Origin of the sequence: Aeromonas sp. QDB20 (genome assembly GCF_027707805.1) — a bacterium.
GTDB lineage: Bacteria > Pseudomonadota > Gammaproteobacteria > Enterobacterales > Aeromonadaceae > Aeromonas > Aeromonas dhakensis.
Window position 1 is genome coordinate 30,319 of record NZ_JAPCJC010000021.1, and the last position, 17,884, is coordinate 48,202.

Annotated in this window: 16 protein-coding genes; 10 read left to right on the forward strand and 6 right to left on the reverse strand. The window is 60.3% G+C overall.

Features of this window, described 5'->3' with window-relative positions:
- The first annotated feature begins 250 nt into the window (after positions 1-250).
- Positions 251-1,909, forward strand: coding sequence for a 2-isopropylmalate synthase (gene leuA / locus PG897_RS18610; protein WP_201883920.1), 1,659 nt, complete (start codon positions 251-253; stop codon positions 1,907-1,909).
- Between the two features lie 65 nt (positions 1,910-1,974).
- On the opposite strand, the gene PG897_RS18615 is transcribed toward leuA, so the two are convergent.
- On the reverse strand, positions 1,975-3,003 hold the full coding sequence (locus tag PG897_RS18615) for a sterol desaturase family protein (RefSeq protein WP_201883919.1): 1,029 nt from the start codon (positions 3,001-3,003) through the stop codon (positions 1,975-1,977).
- A gap of 234 nt (positions 3,004-3,237) precedes the next feature.
- Between PG897_RS18615 and PG897_RS18620 the strand changes: the two genes are divergently transcribed.
- On the forward strand, positions 3,238-4,410 hold the full coding sequence (locus tag PG897_RS18620) for a DUF1615 domain-containing protein (RefSeq protein WP_270829245.1): 1,173 nt from the start codon (positions 3,238-3,240) through the stop codon (positions 4,408-4,410).
- 53 nt (positions 4,411-4,463) lie between these two features.
- Here the strand turns inward: PG897_RS18620 and PG897_RS18625 are convergent, their stop codons facing one another.
- Genes PG897_RS18625 through PG897_RS18635 form a run of 3 tightly spaced genes read right to left on the reverse strand, consistent with a single transcriptional unit; the run spans position 4,464 to position 7,667 of the window.
- A complete protein-coding gene (locus PG897_RS18625; RefSeq protein WP_201883918.1) occupies positions 4,464-6,113 on the reverse strand; it encodes a hypothetical protein in 1,650 nt (549 codons plus the stop codon).
- A 23-nt stretch (positions 6,114-6,136) separates the two neighbouring features.
- Positions 6,137-7,009: a nuclease-related domain-containing protein gene (locus PG897_RS18630; RefSeq protein WP_201885388.1), complete on the reverse strand. Its 873-nt coding sequence runs from the start codon at positions 7,007-7,009 to the stop codon at positions 6,137-6,139.
- A gap of 25 nt (positions 7,010-7,034) precedes the next feature.
- Entirely contained in the window at positions 7,035-7,667 is a 633-nt protein-coding gene (locus PG897_RS18635) for a phospholipase D family protein (RefSeq protein ID WP_201883934.1), read from the reverse strand.
- A gap of 316 nt (positions 7,668-7,983) precedes the next feature.
- Between PG897_RS18635 and PG897_RS18640 the strand changes: the two genes are divergently transcribed.
- The gene (locus PG897_RS18640; protein ID WP_017766686.1) at positions 7,984-8,355 is read left to right on the forward strand and encodes a hypothetical protein; all 372 of its coding nucleotides are present in this window, start codon (positions 7,984-7,986) and stop codon (positions 8,353-8,355) included.
- Positions 8,356-8,481: 126 nt separating this feature from the next.
- Here the strand turns inward: PG897_RS18640 and PG897_RS18645 are convergent, their stop codons facing one another.
- Positions 8,482-9,444, reverse strand: a complete 963-nt coding sequence (locus tag PG897_RS18645; RefSeq protein ID WP_010633558.1) for an autotransporter domain-containing protein — start codon at positions 9,442-9,444, stop codon at positions 8,482-8,484.
- 222 nt (positions 9,445-9,666) lie between these two features.
- Here PG897_RS18645 and PG897_RS18650 point away from each other — a divergent pair, with 222 nt between their 5' ends.
- From PG897_RS18650 to PG897_RS18680, 7 genes are all read left to right on the forward strand, one after another.
- Positions 9,667-11,250 carry a CHASE4 domain-containing protein gene (locus PG897_RS18650; RefSeq protein ID WP_024943435.1) on the forward strand — a complete coding sequence of 528 codons (1,584 nt, stop codon included), beginning with the start codon at positions 9,667-9,669 and terminating at the stop codon, positions 11,248-11,250.
- A gap of 218 nt (positions 11,251-11,468) precedes the next feature.
- Entirely contained in the window at positions 11,469-12,119 is a 651-nt protein-coding gene (locus PG897_RS18655; protein WP_010633561.1) for a DedA family protein, read from the forward strand.
- A 98-nt stretch (positions 12,120-12,217) separates the two neighbouring features.
- Positions 12,218-12,751, forward strand: a complete 534-nt coding sequence (speG, locus tag PG897_RS18660) for a spermidine N1-acetyltransferase (RefSeq protein WP_017783097.1) — start codon at positions 12,218-12,220, stop codon at positions 12,749-12,751.
- Between the two features lie 227 nt (positions 12,752-12,978).
- Positions 12,979-14,274: a DEAD/DEAH box helicase gene (locus PG897_RS18665; protein ID WP_005302574.1), complete on the forward strand. Its 1,296-nt coding sequence runs from the start codon at positions 12,979-12,981 to the stop codon at positions 14,272-14,274.
- 95 nt (positions 14,275-14,369) lie between these two features.
- Entirely contained in the window at positions 14,370-15,017 is a 648-nt protein-coding gene (locus PG897_RS18670) for a DUF2913 family protein (protein WP_201883936.1), read from the forward strand.
- 267 nt (positions 15,018-15,284) lie between these two features.
- Positions 15,285-16,328: a M35 family metallo-endopeptidase gene (locus tag PG897_RS18675; protein WP_024943437.1), complete on the forward strand. Its 1,044-nt coding sequence runs from the start codon at positions 15,285-15,287 to the stop codon at positions 16,326-16,328.
- A gap of 64 nt (positions 16,329-16,392) precedes the next feature.
- Positions 16,393-16,827 carry a protease gene (locus PG897_RS18680; RefSeq protein ID WP_201883940.1) on the forward strand — a complete coding sequence of 145 codons (435 nt, stop codon included), beginning with the start codon at positions 16,393-16,395 and terminating at the stop codon, positions 16,825-16,827.
- Positions 16,828-16,856: 29 nt separating this feature from the next.
- Here PG897_RS18680 and PG897_RS18685 read toward each other — a convergent pair whose 3' ends face one another.
- Positions 16,857-17,855 carry a questin oxidase family protein gene (locus PG897_RS18685; protein ID WP_201883942.1) on the reverse strand — a complete coding sequence of 333 codons (999 nt, stop codon included), beginning with the start codon at positions 17,853-17,855 and terminating at the stop codon, positions 16,857-16,859.
- Between the last annotated feature and the right edge of the window lie 29 nt (positions 17,856-17,884).

Consider the following 17,884-nt stretch of genomic DNA (forward strand, 5'->3'; position numbering starts at 1 on the left):
TTCTCGTCACAGGAGCCAACGGATCAGGTCGTCTGCGCCTGCCGATGCAGGGGCGAACAGATCGGGCCCGCAGCCTTATCGGGTTGTACGGCCGGCCCTTCTTACCGGGAAGGGCCACAGGATACCGGGCGTGGGGTTACCGCCTCGCGACTCGTCAGGGCCGACGTTACCGCGCCGCCCCGCTTCCCTATCTTCGTCCCTCTGTCAGCCGCCAGTCAGCCGTTCGTCTATCAGCCAAGGGAATCAGAATATGAGCTTCGATCATCGCAAATACCGCCGTGCCCCCGTCATCAATCTGGCGGATCGCCAGTGGCCCAACCGGGTGCTGGAGCGGGCGCCGCTCTGGTGCGCCGTGGATCTGCGCGACGGCAACCAGGCGCTGGTCGAGCCCATGACGGTGGCCCAGAAGCTGCAGCTGTGGGCGCTGATGGTGCACATCGGCTTCAAGCATATCGAGGTGGGCTTCCCGGCCGCCTCCCAGCCCGATTTCGACTTCGTACGCGAACTTATTGACCGCAACCTCATCCCCGATGACGTCACCATCCAGGTGCTGGTACAGGCGCGCGAAGATCTGATTGCCCGCACCTTTGAGGCGCTCAAGGGGGCGAAGCGGGCCATCGTCCACGTCTACAACTCGGTCAACCCGACCCAGCGCAACTATGTGTTCAACTCAGGGCGAGAAGGGGTCAAGGCCATCGCGGTGCAGGGGGCGCGCTGGGTGCGCGAGTATGCGGCCCGCAATCCGGGCACCGAGTGGAGCTTTCAGTACTCGCCGGAGAGTTTCAGCAGTACCGAGGTGGAGTTTGCCGTCGAGGTGTGCGACGCCGTTATCGATGAGTGGCGCAGCGCAGCCCGCCCCATGATCCTGAACCTGCCCGCCACGGTGGAGGTGAGCACCCCCAACGTGTTTGCGGATCAGGTGGAGTGGTTCTGCCGCAATTTGAAGGCGCGGCCCGAGGTGAGCATCTCCATCCACACCCACAACGATCGGGGTTGCGGGGTGGCTGCCGCCGAGCTGGCGGTGCTGGCGGGGGCGGATCGTATCGAGGGTACCCTGCTCGGCAACGGTGAGCGCACCGGCAACATGGACATCGTCACCATGGCCATGAACCTCTATAGCCAGGGGATCGATCCCGAGCTCAACCTGGCGGACATGGATGCCATCGTCGCCACCGTCGGGGCCTGCACCCAGATTGCCCTGCACCCGCGCCACCCCTATGCCGGCGAGCTGGTCTACACCGCGTTTTCCGGCAGCCACCAGGACGCCATCCGCAAATCCCTGGCGGCAGAAAAACCGGATCACTACTGGGACGTGGCTTACCTGCCCATCGATCCTGCCGATCTCGGTCGCAGTTACGAGGCGGTGATCCGCATCAACAGCCAGTCCGGCAAGGGGGGCGTCACCTACCTGCTGGAGCGCGACCTTGGTCTGCAACTGCCACGCTGGCTGCAAATTGACTTCAGCCGCCGGGTTCAGGCCGAGGCCGAAGCCAGCAGCAGCGAAATCAGCCCGGAGCAGATCCGCACCCTGTTCGAGCGCCACTACCTCGAGCCTGCCCACGGCTATCGCATCGGTCGCTTCCAGCTTGGTCGCGACAGCCAGGAGAGTTTGCGCCTCGAGCTGCAGACCCCGACCGGCTCGCTGCAGCTCAGTGGTGAAGGGGAGGGGGCCATCACGGCACTGGTCAACGGCTGGCAGCGCCAGACCGGCATGCACATCGACGTGCTGGATTACTCCGAGCATGCCTTAAGCGCCGGTACCGAGTCCCGCGCGGCGGCCTATGTGCTGCTGAGCGTCGATGGGACCCGCACCTGCGGGGTAGCCATCGGCCGCGACGTGGTCAGCGCCTCCCTGCAGGCGGTGATCAATGGCGCCGCTCAGATAGAGGCGCTGCGCCAGAGCGCCTGAGCCTGCACGCTTCTTCGCCAATAAAAAACGCCACTGCAAGGTGGCGTTTTTTATGGCTGCCAGGCTCAATCGGCCATCGCATTACGCCCGCGCGGGCGCGGCAGGGTGCGCCACAGCTTGAGTGCGGTGACCAGGAAGGGGCGCAGGATGAGCGCGCTCAGGTGGCTGTAGCGCTCGTTGTCCCTGGGACCGACCCCGAAAGAGAGTGGCTCGGGTTGGCTGTTGGTCACATAGAGGGTGCCGAACCACCAGTCCCAGAGCGAGAGGTTGGTGCCGAAGTTGTGGTTGAAGTGGCGGGGATCACTGCTGTGGTGGATCTGGTGCTGGGCCGGGCTGTTGAAGACATGTTCGAGCCGCGGGCCAAACGAGAGCCAGACATGGGTGTGGCGCAGGTTGGCCGCCAGGGAGTTAAACAGCAGCACCAGGTAGCTCACCCCGAACAGGGTGTAGGGGCGCACTGTGCCGCCACACAGCCAGTGGAAGGCGCCGGCGTAGAGGGCAAGACAGCTCCCCTTGGCCAGCATCTCGCACAGCTTCTCCACCAGATGGATGCGGCTCGCTGTCGGCGGCACCATGACGGTCGCGCTGTGGTGTACCTTGTGAAACTCCCAGAGCCAGCGACTGTGGAAGGCGCGGTGCAGCCAGTAATGCACCAGATCGCTGATGAGAAAGACGCCCAGACCGTAGAGCATCATCAGCCAGCTCGCCTCGGCCAGCCGGGGACGCTCCCCCCACAGCCGGGTCAGGGCAGACTGGACATCCTCAGCCTGCAGCAGCCAGGGGTGGAGCAGGGCCAGGATCGGCAGGATCAGCGCCACATGGAGCAGCGCCCGCACCAGATAGTATTGGTAGTCGAGCAGAGCCGAGGGGTGCAGCCAGACGGCCCGGCCCCCGAGGAAACTGCTAAAGCTGCGGGCGCCGGGATCTCCCTGGCGGCGTCGATAGCGATAGAGCAGGTAGGCGATCGTGCCCGAGACCAGCAGGAAGGGGACACCCAGGCGCCCATTGAAATCGAGCAATCCGGTGAGGCAGTCCCAGAGCGGCATGATCAGCCACCGCTGCACGAGGTCAAAGAGAAGGGTCAGTCTGTCCATGGGGTCCATACCGTGAGCGTCCGGGCGGCGGCATTCTAAATGTAAATCACTCTCGATAAAAGCTTATCAATGGGCCTTTGTATCCAGGTTTGCGAGGGGATGACGGCAGGGGCTGTCAGGCACAATAGAACACCGCGGCCATCAGGCTTTAGCCTTGTGGATCAATCCTCTACAATGAGCGACCATTTGCTCGCCTGATACAGGTCGGGCACAGTCTCTGTACCGGATGCCTTGATGATCATGTCTCTATTCTCTCCTACTGTGGTCGTGCGCGGGTTGCCGCTGCTCGTCACCTTGCTGCTCGCCGGTTGTGCCAGCGAGCCGCCTGCACCGGCCACGCCGTCGACCTCGGGGACCCCGGCGGGGCGTCCCATTCCCAAGGCGATGCAGCCGCAAAAGCCGGCCGACATGAAGAGCCGCATCGTCACCTTCTTGCCGCGCAATGTGGTGGACAAGCCGGGCTGGGCCAACGACGTGGTGACGGCACTCACCAGTCAGGGGCTGACGGTGAGCGATCACAACGTCTGTACCGTGCTGGCGGTGGCCGAGCAGGAGGCCACCTACCAGGCCGACCCCGTGGTGCCGGGCCTTGGCAAGATAGCCTGGAAGGAGATCAACGCCCGCGCAGGCAAGCTGCTGATCCCTGAGTTTGTGGTGCGCACCGCGCTCTCCATCAAATCCCCCACCGGCAAAACCTACGCCGAGCGCATCGACAAGTTGCGTACCGAGCGGGAGATGAGCGAGATCTTTGAAGACATGATCGGGGAGGTGCCGATGGGCAAGCAGCTCTTTGGCAACATGAACCCGGTGCGTACCGGCGGCCCCATGCAGGTGAGCGTCGCCTTTGCCGAGGCCAACTCCCGCGGCTACCCCTATCCGGTCAAGGATTCCATTCGCCACGAGGTGTTCACCCGCCGCGGTGGCATCTGGTTTGGTACCAAGCACATCTTCGGCTACCCGGCCGACTACCCCGACACCCTCTACCGCTTCGCTGACTTCAATGCGGGCTGGTATGCGAGCCGCAATGCCGCCTTCCAGGCCGCTGTGAGCCGGCTGAGCGGCAAGACCCTGGCGCTGGACGGGGATCTCATTCGCTACGACTCCGATCTGCCGGGCAAGACCGAGCTCGCGGTTCATGCCATCGCCGGCCAGCTCAGCATGAGCAAGCAGGCCATCCACCAGAGCCTCAAGCTCGGCGATACTACCGAATTTAGCCAGAGCGACCTCTATCATCGCGTGTTCACGCTGGCAGACCAGAAAGCGGGCAAACGGCTGCCGCGCGCCATCCTGCCCGGCATCCAGCTGAAAAGCCCCAAGATCACCCGCAACCTCACCACCGCCTGGTTTGCCAAGCGGGTGGATGAGCGCGAGCAGCGCTGCGTGCAGAAGATGGCGACGATCCGCTAGCCATACCTATTGAATAGCTGCCGTCAAAGAAAATAAAGATCTTTGATGGTAGCTCACACTAGTTTTTTTATTTCATCTTTCATCGGCATTAATGGTCGATATAATTGGTCATATGAACGACCAATGGCTCCGGAAAATAGAATCAACTCAGGTCTTGCATCTCCTGACTTCAAGAAAAGATCTTGGGCAATACCTGGATATGGATCTACATAAAATATTTTTTCAACGCCCAGCTGATAAGCCTTCTTGGCACATAATTCACAAGGGCTCGCTGTAGTAAAAAGATATCCGCCTTCGACAGGTGTTCCACCACGTTTAGATATTTGTAAAAATGCATTTTCCTCCGCATGAAGTGCACGTGTAAACACTTGATTGCTCTTCTTTGTGGTGGAGTTATATTCATCCTTAAAACAATAAGATATTGTAATTGCCTTTGCATAGTCATTTTTCTTGAAGGTGGTAACCTTTTCTTTATAAATGGAACCTATATGTTGGCTGAATTTTTCATTACCCAGCTCAAATTCACTAAATGCTGCATTATCATGGTTGTTAATATATAATTCTGCATTTCTTAAATTGCAAGGAACTTGGCCGTGAGCTACATCGTTCCAACCTACTGATATTATTGAATATTGACTTGTTGTAACGACCGCACCAACCTGACGGGAAAGGCAGCCTGAGTTATATTTTGACATGAACGCTACCTGCATACACCGCTCTATCGCTGTCGGTGTTACTAACCCAGGTCTCTTCATCAATGACACAAACTTTATTAGCTGATCAGCTAGAGAACGTGGGTTTTTTGTGGTTTTGATATCCTCGGTCGCATTACTAATGAAAATGTCGGATGATTCAAGACATAGGCTTATATTTTGGCTATATAGTTCACCAACAGTCGGAATGATGTCCTTAAGCTGACCTTTTTCCTCTTCATTCAAGTCAATGTCTTTGAGATCCATCCCTTCTTTATAGTCAATTCTGTTTATATCAAAATTTGTATAACCTAATTTTGATAATCTTCTTCTCCTTGTTTCATCATCTACGGTTATAGCAACGAGATGAAAATAGGAAAAACGCTGTTTGAAGTACTGAGCTTCATAAGGATTTCTGATTGCATCAATTGCGAAATAGGAGTAGTTATCCTCATTCTCTTTAATTATCAGAGCGATCTCTTCTTGCAATAAGAAGCATTTGTTAGGGTTTTCTTTCTTAATTAGAGGGTCTCCTGAGCTTCGTAGATTATCACCTAGCTCTTGGAGGGCAATCTTATAGTCTGATTTGTTTGGAGAACTCTCCAGTATTTTTTCTGAAATTTCCTTTGCAAGCTCATAGGTAATATCACTGGCTTTTGTTTTTATAACTATTTCATTTAGCTTATTTAATAGGGATTCAGTTTTTGATGTTAATTTGTATGGGGTGTTTTGCTTGAGTGATTTCAATGTGATAAAAATTATAACGCTGCTTACTGTAATTATATAAAATTTTTTCCATGTTGCACGTGCATGCTTATGTATTACCAATGCTTTTCTTTTTTGATTTCCAGTCAATTGATTTATGTCAGTCATGGAAATGGATTGAAAGTTTTCTTGGCGGAGGATGCGAGCTGCAGAAGTACACCCACTTCCAGTTCTACCGGTTAAGCCAATAATTATTTTGTCTCTATCTTGATATAAGTTTTTAATAAATTCGGAACTGTAGTTCATATCATCACCAATTATATTAAATGTTAGTTTTTAATAGGAAAATGCAATGCGTTTAAGCAGCAACGAATACTTTTGCATCTTGGATAATTACTGCATCCCCAAAACTGATTACCCTTGTTGTTACCTCGACTGGCGGTGCGCAGCACCATGGTATTACCGCATCTGGGGCAAGTCGGCACCTCGACCTTGTTTGCCAGCGCGATGGCAGTTGGTGAGGAAGGTGCAGGACGAGTCTCGCGGGTGAGCACAGGCTGGGTGGCAACTCCGTGCCGAGCCTTGAGCTGTGCCACATGCTGTCTGTGGGTCTGCCAGTTGGCGGCCAGTCGTCCTCGCTGGATGGTGTCGATAACCCGGGTTACTTCGGTAGGTGTCAAAACCGGTGTGGTGTTGCCTTTGATATAACGAATGAGCCCGCGGTTCATCACGTTGTCTGGCACAGGGGTTTTGAAAGTGCAGTCGCCGATAAAGAAGATGACGGAGTGAAGCTGGTGATCCGCCAGCCCAAGCAGGGATCTGAGGGTCATCACATGCAGATAGTTCTGGCGCAGGGGATTTTGAAAACAGTGCCTGCGGCGATAGATCTGCTGGGTCCAGCTTTTATGGGCAGGATTGCCGAATATCCACCCCTTTATGTTTTTGGTCTCTATCACGAAAACCCCGAAGCGTGACACCAGCACATGGTCGATTTGGGTCGTGCCCTGCGGGGTGGGCAGGGTTACGTCCTTGAGCAGGTGATATTCCTGCTTGTCGAGAAAGAGACGGAGGCTGAGATTGATAAACCACTCCCCGATCATCCCCTTGAACCAGGGTGTTTTGATCAGGGTGGCAATCAACAGCAGTGGCAGGAGAAACCAGAGCTGAGTCAGCAGCGGCGCTATGGCAGCAGTAATATCCATGTGATTTAGCCTTCACAGACCTGGGTCAAGGATGTGTCTCGATGGGGATGATGCTGCGGCATTTGGGATAGCTGGGGCAGCCCCAGAAGCTGTTGCCCTTGGTATCTCCCCGTTTGCTGGTCCTCAGTACCATGGTTGTACCGCATTTGGGACAAACCGGTGCCGGACCTGCATGGGCGGCCACGGTGTCCTGCTGGTCACTGTCGCTTGTGACGCGCTCCAACGTGATGCGCACCTCTTCGCTCACCCGGATAATGCGCTGGGCTTCATCGTAGGCATCGCGGTACAGGTCGCTGTCTTGCGAACGCTGGATCAATACCCCCATCTCGTTGTTATTCACCTGGCTGAACTCATAGAGATTCAGGCTGGTGATGATGCACATCTCTTCATTGAGGTAGCACTTGGCATGGAGGTTCTTGCAAAAGCTGGTGCGGATATAGGTGAGCTCCTTGAGCCAGCTGATCTCTTCCGGCTGAAGCTCACTTTTGCCATAGACGATCCGTACATCGATCTTGAGGCGGTTCTTGTCGGTCAGCAGCTCCTTGATCCTGTCATTGAGCTTGAGGAAGGGGCTGATCAGGATCAGTCGCTCCTTGGCGTCTTTGATCAGTTCTTCAAGAAAGTAATTGGTTGCACTGGTATTGAGGAACTTGGCCATGGTGATGTCCTTGTCGATCTCTTCCGTCTGGGAAGCCCCTGATATCCATGGTTGGTGCAGCAGACAAGGGCGTTCTCTTTTTATACAGGGTCATCTGGCAATGTTAAATCACTCAATGATGAAAAAGTGCGAGCGGGATCAAGCGGTTGGTAGCGACAGCCTGGCGTAGGGAGCCGCGTTGAGGGAGGCCCCCTGTGCTATGCGATGAAAACTGGTTAGGATTGCCACCTTTTTGTAAAGCAAGTGAGGGTTGCCTGCTGGCAACCCGTTTACCTTGTACCACGGCAATACCATATGAACCGGGAAGGAAGCCATCATGACAAACGCCATACTCTTTAGCCTGCTGCTCGCTGGCTCTGCCGCGAGTGCGACGGAATTGACCGTGCAGCCACTGTCAGCGCAAAGCCGTTACATCGAGATCCCTGCCCAGGGTGGCCCCGTGTGGCAGTTCGAAAGAGAGGGGGAGCGGGTGAAGGTGGCACGCGATAGTCAGGACGCGGGTGTCTACCACATCACCATCTTGCAGCTGGGCAAGAGTGGCGAGCGGCGCGAGCTCAGCAACCAGGTCTTCCTCTCTCCGGGGCCGGCAAAAGTGATAGGCGGTGTGTCTGATAGCCAGCGGGGCATGACGGTCTATTTGGTGTCCCTGGCCGCCACCTTTGACGAGGAAGGCGGCACAACGCCCTGAGCCAGCGGCGCAGGCAAATAAGTGCAGGGGCTGGCCTGGCGGTGCATCGCCAGCCCGATGTTGTCGCCGTGGTGGCTGGACCCATTGCGGAGCCAGCGGCGCAGGCAAATAAATGCAGGGGTTGGCCTAGAAACTCATCGCCAGCCCGACGCCGTAGCCGCTAGTGTTGTGGCTGAACATATAGCGGGCCACCAGCCGGGTGCGGGTGACGAAGATATCGTACTTGCTGCTGTCGAGCTCCAGCCCGAGGCCGAGGGAGTTGAGTGAGTTGAAGCCGAGCAGGCCGCGCTGCTCGCCCAGGTATTCGGTGCGAGCCCCCTCCAGCACGTAGCGCACGGGTTTGCCCAGCAGCGTCAGACTGCCGATGGGGGCGCGGCGGCGCAGATAGAGGCCGAGGTTTTCGGCGTTGGCCTGGCCGGTCACGCTGGCGGCGGTGCCGCCAAAACTCTGCAGGTGCTGATAGGAGTAACGCAGCTCGGCGTCGATGTCCTGAGCGGGGGAGAAGAGCTCGTAGTCCAGCATCATGGCGCCGCCGAGGCCATAGACGTCGAGCCGGCCACCATCGAGAAAGTCGAGGTTCTTGCCGGTGTACTGGCCCAGCAGCCAGTTGCCGATGCGCAGATCGCTCGCCACCGTGCCGAGGGTGACGTTGCCGATGGGGCGCAGCACCAGGTTGCCGCCGTGTCTGTCCCGGTGCAGCCCTATGTCCCAGCCGATCCCGCCGGTGGCCGTCAGGCTGTTCCACTTGGTGGGGAGGGTGCGGCTCTCGCTGCCGTTGCTGATCACGAACTGGGGATCGTAGCGGCTGAATCCCAGGGTTCCTTCCAGATAAACCGGCACGCTCTCGCTCATGGTGGCGCCGCCGCCGACCTGGGTCATGTTGAGGGCCGAGGATTGATTGGTGCCGCTGCCGATGTTGATGTTGCTGGCGGTGATGTCGGGCACCACGGTAAAGGTCATCAGGGAGACCACCGCATTGGCGCGTTGTTGCACCCGCGACTCCTCCTCGGCCATGGCCGGCTGGCCGAGGCCAAGCAGCGGGGTGAGCAGCAGGGCGCTGCGCAGCGGGTGAACGAGTGGTATGAGCATGGCGGGCTCCGTGACGCCTCTTGCGCTGAGGCACGGTTACACTGTAGCGATTTTTGGCTGGCTTGGCAGCTCATATGCCGAGTCGAATGAACCTTTCCAGGCGACGTTTTATCCCCGCGGCGAAGGGTTGAGCACTCTGGCGAGGTTTTTCGCACACAAGGCGGATGGCGAGGCAAAATCCATTAAACTCAATGGGTCACCTGTTCGGGAGTGTGGGTAAAGATGAAGATCAGCCGCAAGATTACGCTGACCATAGTGCTGACGCTGCTGCTGTTGCTGGGGGTCGGCTATGTCGGCCTCCATTATGTGGTGGGCAACAAGTTCGGCGAGCTGGAGCGCCTGAGCGTGGAGCGCAACCGCGAGCGGGTCAGGGCCGTGGTGCAGGCCGAACTGGATCAGCTCACCATCCTGGGGCAGGACTGGTCCGAGTGGGATGACACTTACGCCTACATGGCGAGCCGGGATCCCGCCTATCTGGCGGCCAACCTCAACGCCCGCACCTTCGAGACCCTGGCGGTGGATCTGGTGGCTCTTTATGACGCCGACAAGCAGCCGCAGGTGGCCTTTGCCTATCACGGTGGCAAGCTGCTGGCGCCGACGCCGGACGAGCTCGCGCCGCTCACCGACTATCTGGTGCGCTACGGCAGCCTCAAGCCCAATGGTGGCATCTGGTTCGACGGGGAGCGCTACTACCTGCTGGCCGCCACCCAGATCCTGACCAGCGAGGGGGAGGGGCCGAGCCGCGGCACCCTGCTGCTGCTCAAGGCTTTCAACACCCGGCTGGTTCATCAGCTGCAAAAGCGCACCAATCTGTCGCTCTCGTTTCTCAGTCCGCAGCAGCTGGCCACCAGTCTGGGGGTCACCACCCTGGCCAGGCTCAGGGCCAATGACAGCCTGATCCTGCCGCAGGAGGAGCGGCTGCTCACCCTGGCCCAGATCGATACCTTGCGAGAGGAAGATCCCCTGATCTTTCGCTTCACCCTGCCACGGGATCTGATGCTGGAGGGCAAGGCCGTCGAGCGGCGCATCTTCTGGCTGCTGAGCCTGGGGGTACTGCTGTTTGGCGGCCTGGTGCTGCTGATCCTCAACGGCTATATCGCCGCCCGCCTGCAGCGGTTGAGTGCCAACCTGCGGCTCATCGGCGAGGACGGGGCGGTACGCCGCCTGCTGGTGGAGGGCAGTGACGAGATCTCCCAGGTGGCCGTCGACTGCAATCGGATGCTCGATCACCTCGACAGCCTGCGCCAGCAGCAGGCCGACAGCGAAGCCCGCCAGAAGCTGCAGCACGGCGCCCTCATTCACCTGGCCAAGAGCGATCTGCTGACCGGTGAGGATCCGGGCCAGGCCGCCCGTCACATCAACGAGGCGATCTGCGCCGGCACCGGGGCGGTGCGGGCCAGCGTCTGGTTCAGCGCCGAAGACAGGCAATCCATGTACTGCCAGGATCTCTTCTTCCTGCCCAAGCTCCACCATCAGCAGGGGTTTCACCTGCCCTATGCGCTGATCCAGGGGCGCTACGAATCCTCCAAGCCCGAGCACGAGCCCTGCCTCATCCTGCGCGAGCCCTACGATCTGACCCGCTTTGGCGCCATGCTGGCCCAGCTCGGGCTGGAGGGGCTCTCCGGCACCATCCTGATGGCGCCCCTCAAGCACGGGGATGAGCTGCTCGGTTTCATCATCGCCGAGCGGGCCAGGCTGGAGGAGGTCTGGCACCCGGACGAGCTCGCCTTCGTGCTGTCGGTGTGCGATCTCTCGGCCCAGACCCTGCTCACCCTCACCAAGCTGCAGCGGCTCAAATACAGCTGAGTACCTGGATGGCCGGGGCCCGCACGACAGATGCGGGCCTCATTTTTTTAGAGCCCGCAGCCGATTATCTCGTCTATCCGTGACCTGTATTAATTTCTTGTTCACTTGGCCGGGTGTATAACGGGCCTCCCTCAGGGAAGAGAGGGGTTGGCGACAGGGGAGGGTCTGCCGCACCGGAGGCCGTCGGGCCACCTCATGAAGTTGATGGGAGTCACCAGATGCAGGAGATGCTGCTTGCCATATGGCAACAGGACTTTGACCAATTGATCCAGATGCAGGCCGTGGGCCTGCTCGTCACCTGCCTGGTGGTGATCCTGTTTCTCGAATCGAGTTTCGTGTTCCTGCCCCTGCCCGGCGACAGCCTGGTGCTGCTGGCCGGCGGCCTGGTGGGCATGGGGGTGCTCGGCCCCGAGGTGACGCTGCTCTACATGCCGCTTGCCGCCGGGCTTGGCAGCCTCATCGCCTACGTGCAGGGCCAGGCGCTGCACGGCACCTCCTTCATGGGCCACGTGGAGCGGATGATCCCGGATGGCAGCCTGCCGCGGGCCTCTCGCCTGCTGCACAACTACGGCTTCTGGGCCATGTTCTCCTCCCGCTTCGTGCCGTTCGTGCGGGTGTTGACGCCCATGCTGATGGGGGTCTCGCGTCTGCATCTGCCACGGGTGATGATCGCCAGCTTCGCCAGCGCCTTCCTCTGGGCCCTGGTATTGAGCCTGGTGGGCAAGTTCGTGATGGCGACCCCGGTGTTCGCCCAGCACCACGAGCTGCTGACCAAGTGTCTGCTGGTGACCTCCCTCGGTCTCTTCGTTATCGCCATGGCGGCTATCGCCATCCGTCTGCTCAAGCGACCGACCAACCGCATCCGCTAAGGGGGCAGGGGCCTTGCCCCCGTTTCTTCCCCTCTTCATGTCATGGCGCCGCCCCCTTTGGCGGGCCGGCGCCCTTCCAATCTGCAAGCAGGTACCTTATGTCATCCCCCGACACCCTTACCCTTCGTCCCCTCGAGCGCGAGGATCTCAAGTTCGTTCATCAGCTCAACAACAACGCCAGCATCATGCGCTACTGGTTCGAGGAGCCTTACGAGGCTTACATGGAGCTGGCCCAGCTCTATGACAAGCACATCCACGACCAGCATGAGCGCCGCTTCATCCTCGAGGTGGCGGGCAGTCAGGTGGGGCTGGTGGAGCTGGTGGACATTCGCAGCATCCATCGCCGCGCCGAATTCCAGATCATCATCGCCCCCGCCCATCAGGGGAAGGGGTATGCCAGGAGCGCAACCCTCAAGGCGATGACGTACGCCTTCAATGTGCTCAACCTGCACAAGCTCTATCTCATCGTCGATCGGGACAACGCCCGGGCCATCCACATCTATCAGGCGCTGGGATTCGAGCCGGAAGGGGAGCTCAAAGAGGAGTTTTTCATCGATGGCCACTACCGCACCGCCATCCGCATGTGCCTGTTCCAGCGCGATTTCCAGGTCAGAAACGGGCGGGGAGGCTAAGCTGGAGCCAGCCCGGACCGGCCCATGGGGGGCGATCCGGGACGCCGTGAAAAGGAACGTTTTTGAGGCAGAATTTGCGCCGCCTATCTGTTACACTTCGCGCCCGCCATTTTCCGGCCACTCTCTGACTTGATGTCAGGCACAGCCGTCGGTGGTCATAGCCGACTTCTTGCTCATGCCGAGCCAACCAGGCCAGCCACAGTCCCGCTGGAACACAGGAACCCATTATGAGATTTGAATCGTTCGATTTTGCCCCCGAGATTTTGCGCGCCATCTCAGAGTGCGGTTATCAGGAGATGACCCCTGTGCAGAGCCAGGCCATCCCGGCCGTGCGCCGTGGCCGTGACCTGCTGGCCAGCGCCCAGACCGGCACCGGCAAGACCGCCGCCTTCGCCCTGCCGATCCTGCAGCGACTGGTGGACAATCCGGCGCCGGTGCAGCCTTCCAACGCCCGGGTGCTGATCCTGACCCCGACCCGCGAGCTGGCGGCCCAGGTGGCGAGCAACATCAATGACTTCGCCAAGTATCTGGATATCACCACCCTCACCATCGTTGGTGGCGGCAAGCAGGACGTGCAGGCCAAGCGGTTGAAAGCGGGCGCTCACATTATCGTGGCGACCCCGGGCCGTCTGCTCGAACATCTCACCGCCTGCAACCTGAGCCTCTCCGGGGTCGAGACCCTGGTGCTGGACGAAGCGGACCGCATCCTCGACATGGGCTTTAGTGCCGATGTGCAGAAGATCCTGCAGGCGGTCAACAAGACCCGCCAGAACCTGCTGTTCTCCGCCACCTTCTCCGAGGCGGTGAAAAAGCTGGCCAACCTGATGTTGGACAAGCCGCAGGTGGTGGCCGTCAACAAGCAGAACTCCACTGCCGACACCGTCAGCCACACCGTCTACCCGGTGGAGCAGAAGCGCAAGCGCGAGCTGCTCTCCGAGCTCATCGGCAAGCAGAACTGGCAGCAGGTGCTGGTGTTCGCCAGCACCCGCGAGAGCTGCGACGAGCTGGTGGAGGAGCTGAACCTCGATGGCATCAAATCCGCCGTGGTGCACGGCGACAAGGCCCAGGGCAGCCGCCGCCGCGCCCTGCGCGAATTCAGCGAAGGCAAGCTGCGGGTACTGGTGGCCACCGAAGTGGCCGCGCGCGGGCTGGACATCCCGAACCTCGAATACGTGGTCAACTATGATCTGCCGTTCCTCGCCGAAGACTATGTGCACCGCATCGGCCGTACCGGTCGCGCCGGCAAGAGCGGCATGGCCATCTCCTTCGTCAGCCGTGAAGAAGAGCGCACCCTGCTGGAGATCGAGGCGCTGATCGGCCAGAAGATCCGCCGCATCATGGTGCCGGGCTACGAGGTGAGCAGCCGCGACGAGCTGATCAAGCAGCTGCAGGAGCGCCGCCGCTTCGGCAAGCGCCCCCAGCGTGAAGACAACGCCGCCGCCCAGGCCATGGCGGAGTCCAAGTTGCAGGGCCAGCGCCTCAAGCGCCTGGCGGCCGCCAAGAAGCCGCGTCAGCCTAAATAAGGGCGCACGCTCTATTGAACCGCAAAGGCGCCACTGGCGCCTTTGCCTTCTCTGTCATCGGTGTTGACCCGTGGTGGTCAACTCAAGGATTGCTTATGACCTCTCCCACCTACAATCAGGCCCTGCTCGAGATGGCCGGCCAGAGCCTGGCCGAACTGGCCCGTACCGCCGAGCAGAAGGCTGGCAAGCGCACCCCGGCGCAAGAGAGCCACTTTCTCTGCAGCTGGATGGCGGAATCCCTCAAGGAGAAGCGCTTCTCCCGCCTGGTGATGGAGGATTTGAAAGAGTGGGTGCAGCTGGGCCGCACCCTGGGGGCCGGCGCCGATCTCAAGGGGCTGCTTGAGCGGATCATTCGCCAGTATGAGCGGGCCACATGCGAACCACTGCAGCTGGGGAGCAAGCTGGCGGCCCTGCTGGCCGAGCTCGCGGCCGAGGGTTGGTTAGTGATTACCGACAGCGAGGTGAGCGCCAAGCTGCGCCTGCAATCGGGCGGTCAGCCGAGCCTCATCATCAGTGCCAGCGAATATCAGGGCCACATCGAGGCGGGCGAGCTGGTCAAGCCGCTCACCCTCTATGTGCGCGGCGACGAGGCCCGATTGGCGCAAGGCGCCTTCACCCACGGCCTGCTGCTGAGCCAGGGCAACAAGAAGACCACCCTGGTCAAGCACCACAAGGCCTACCGGCTGATGCCGGGCAATGCGCTGCCGGCGCTGGCCCTGCTGGCGGGCCCCTGCAAAGAGTGATTGCCATTTGTCTAAGACCCCGGCCCGGTGCCGGGGTTTTTTATGGATGCAATCCGCCGGACGGGCAATGCAGACAGGGGCAAGGGGGAGGGGCCGCGATTGTTGTCGCAGCAGCGAGGGATGCCCGACGCTCCCCCTATCCTGGGGGGCGTCACCCATATGGTGGGATGGTCGCAGAAAAAAACTGCTCTAGGGTGGTTGAGCCCCAAAGAGGGCCTTGAAGGAAGCAAACCGCCTGACAAGGCGACACTCAATGAATGAGGAAACATGATGAAAGCGACTCCCATTGCCCTGTTGCTGGCCGGCGTGCTGGCCTCTCCGCTCTGCGCCGCCGGGCTCGATGCCAAGCTCACCCTGGTGGATGGCAGCAGCGACGACGTGCGCGTCAACCTGACCCTGACCAACACCGGGGACAAGCCGGTTCGCCTGCTCAAATGGCAACTGCCGGGCAGCGAGGATGCCCCCCTGTTCCTGGTGGAGCGGGACGGCCAGCAGGTCAGCTATGAGGGGGCCCTGATCAAGCGGGCTGCCCCGACCGACAAGGACTTCCAGCTGCTCAAGGCCGGCCAGAGCCTGACGGTGCAGGCTGAAGTCTCCGGTCTCTACGACATGAGCGCCCAGGGCCAGTACAGCATCCGCTACCTGCTGCCGACGCTGCCACAAGAGACGAAAGCCGCCAAGGCCAAGCAGGCCCAGGCGAGCGAGTCCAATGCCGTGACCCTGTGGGTGGAAGGGGTGAGCGACGAACGGGTGCTGGCCAAGGCGGCTCCCCTGGTCGAGCCGCAGGCGGTGACCGCCTCGGTCAGCTTCAGCGGCCGCTGCACCAACACCCAGAAGAGCGACATCCTGGCGGCGCTCGATGCCGCCAGCGGCATCACCAACAACTCCAGCAGCTACCTGGCGGTGGACAAGCCGGATGGCCAGCGTTACCGCAGCTGGTTTGGCGCCTATGATGCGTCGCGCTGGGATCAGGCCGAGACCCACTTCAGCAAGATCAAGGATGCCATCGATAACAAGCCGCTCACCTTCGACTGTGGTTGCAAGCAGAGCTACTTTGCCTATGTCTATCCGGATCAGCCTTACAAGGTCTACCTGTGCAAGAGCTTCTGGACCGCACCGGTCAGCGGGACTGACTCCCGTGCCGGCACCATTGTCCACGAGCTGAGCCACTTCAATGTGGTGGCGGGCACCGACGATCTGGGTTACGGTCAGGCCAATGCCCGCAACCTGGCGAAGACGGATCCGGTCAAGGCGCTCAACAACGCCGACAACCACGAGTACTTCGCCGAAAACACGCCGAGCGAAAACTGATTTGCCGACCGGGGGCCGCAAGGCCCCTTTTTGTCCATGTCGTTTGTCACAGGAAGGAGCGACCATGATGACACTCTTGCTCACCACCCTGGCGCTGGCCCCCCTGCAGTGCGAGCTGTCGGTCAAGGCACAAAGCCGGGTCAACGAGCCGCTGCCGCTGGTGATGACCCTGACCAACCGGGGGGAGGGACCGCTCGAGGTGCTGAGCTGGTTCACGCCGTTCGAAGGCTGGTTTGCCGATGCCATCGATCTCACCCTCGATGAACAGCTGCTGCCCTACAAGGGCCCGCTCGCCAAGCGGGGCAACCCGGGCGCCGAGGATTTCTTTCTGCTGGGGGCTGGTCAGCAGAGTCAGGCCGACGCGGACCTGACCCTGGTCTACGATCTCTCCCGGCCCGGCAGCTACCGGCTCAGCTACCGTGCCCAGCCGCTGACCCTGACCCGGGGCGTGGCCCCCCGCTGCCCCGTCATTCATTTCACCCGGCTGCCCGCCTCCTAGGGGCGGCCCCATCCTGTGGAGCCCAGCCCTTAGATGGCATCCGGCCTGCTAAGGGGCGCCAGCAGACCCGCTGCGCGGGCAGCCACCGCCAGATAACGCTCCGCCAGCAAAGGCCTGGCGAGCCCCTCCCGCCAGCAGCAGTGCACCAGCTTGATCACATGATCGTCGAGGCTCTCCACCGCGCTGGCCAGCACGTGTTGCCACGCCAGCTTGCCGGTATCGGGCCAGACCGGCCTTTGCAGTGACGGTGCGCCGACCGTGACATAGGCGGCCGCCACCGCTTGCCACATCAGGGTCTGCCAGCGCCCTTGCCATGGCGCGGGCAAATGGCGGGCGACGATGGCGGCGGCGCGACTGCCGGTCACCATGTGCAGCACGGTAAAGTTGCCGGTCTGCCAGTAGAGGGCGAGGGCTGCGTCGGCCAGCTGCACCAGCAGATCCGAGGATGACGGGAGCCCGCCCGACAATCTCGCCGTCCAGGTCGGCGCATCCGTCACCTGCCGCAGTCGCTCGGTGATCCAGTCGCCCTGCCAGCGCGACCCTTCCCACTGTTGCGCAAGTACGCTCAGCAGGCCGTCGATATCCTGCACCGGTGCTCCCTGCCCGGCCGGCACCCGCAAAGGGTCGCATTGCCAGGCAGCCAGGGCGGCGGCCTGCTCTCCCAGGTGGCCATTTTCCAGCGCGCAGGCCAGGCGGATCAGCGGATGAAAGGCGCCGCCCGCCGGGGAGAGCCCCTGCTCCAGCAGGTCGCCAAAGGCGAGCTGCCATCCCTCGTCGGCCAGCCGTGCTGCCAACTGCTGACGCAGCCGGACAAACTGCATCTCCTTTTCATCCCCCTGCTGTTGTTCACCCCCCGGCAGGGCATGATTGGCCTGCCAGTGGGCAAAGAAACGCTGCAGCCGTGCTGGGCTGGCTCCCATCTCATGCAGGGCGTGCAGCGCCATCGGGCAGTGATTGGTGGTGCCGCGACCATTGAGGGCAAATGCCTGGTTGGCATCGAGCAGTTGATGAAGATGATGCATAATCATTTGACTCCTTTCGTGAGGGGAGACAGGAT

Bases quoted from the DNA above. Each gene is read 5' to 3' on its own strand.
- leuA (WP_201883920.1), top strand. From the start codon at position 251: ATGAGCTTCGATCATCGCAAATACCGCCGTGCCCCCGTCATCAATCTG.
- PG897_RS18615 (WP_201883919.1), bottom strand. From the start codon at position 3,003: ATGGACAGACTGACCCTTCTCTTTGACCTCGTGCAGCGGTGGCTGATC.
- PG897_RS18620 (WP_270829245.1), top strand. From the start codon at position 3,238: ATGATCATGTCTCTATTCTCTCCTACTGTGGTCGTGCGCGGGTTGCCG.
- PG897_RS18625 (WP_201883918.1), bottom strand. From the start codon at position 6,113: ATGAACTACAGTTCCGAATTTATTAAAAACTTATATCAAGATAGAGAC.
- PG897_RS18630 (WP_201885388.1), bottom strand. From the start codon at position 7,009: ATGGATATTACTGCTGCCATAGCGCCGCTGCTGACTCAGCTCTGGTTT.
- PG897_RS18635 (WP_201883934.1), bottom strand. From the start codon at position 7,667: ATGGCCAAGTTCCTCAATACCAGTGCAACCAATTACTTTCTTGAAGAA.
- PG897_RS18640 (WP_017766686.1), top strand. From the start codon at position 7,984: ATGACAAACGCCATACTCTTTAGCCTGCTGCTCGCTGGCTCTGCCGCG.
- PG897_RS18645 (WP_010633558.1), bottom strand. From the start codon at position 9,444: ATGCTCATACCACTCGTTCACCCGCTGCGCAGCGCCCTGCTGCTCACC.
- PG897_RS18650 (WP_024943435.1), top strand. From the start codon at position 9,667: ATGAAGATCAGCCGCAAGATTACGCTGACCATAGTGCTGACGCTGCTG.
- PG897_RS18655 (WP_010633561.1), top strand. From the start codon at position 11,469: ATGCAGGAGATGCTGCTTGCCATATGGCAACAGGACTTTGACCAATTG.
- speG (WP_017783097.1), top strand. From the start codon at position 12,218: ATGTCATCCCCCGACACCCTTACCCTTCGTCCCCTCGAGCGCGAGGAT.
- PG897_RS18665 (WP_005302574.1), top strand. From the start codon at position 12,979: ATGAGATTTGAATCGTTCGATTTTGCCCCCGAGATTTTGCGCGCCATC.
- PG897_RS18670 (WP_201883936.1), top strand. From the start codon at position 14,370: ATGACCTCTCCCACCTACAATCAGGCCCTGCTCGAGATGGCCGGCCAG.
- PG897_RS18675 (WP_024943437.1), top strand. From the start codon at position 15,285: ATGATGAAAGCGACTCCCATTGCCCTGTTGCTGGCCGGCGTGCTGGCC.
- PG897_RS18680 (WP_201883940.1), top strand. From the start codon at position 16,393: ATGATGACACTCTTGCTCACCACCCTGGCGCTGGCCCCCCTGCAGTGC.
- PG897_RS18685 (WP_201883942.1), bottom strand. From the start codon at position 17,855: ATGATTATGCATCATCTTCATCAACTGCTCGATGCCAACCAGGCATTT.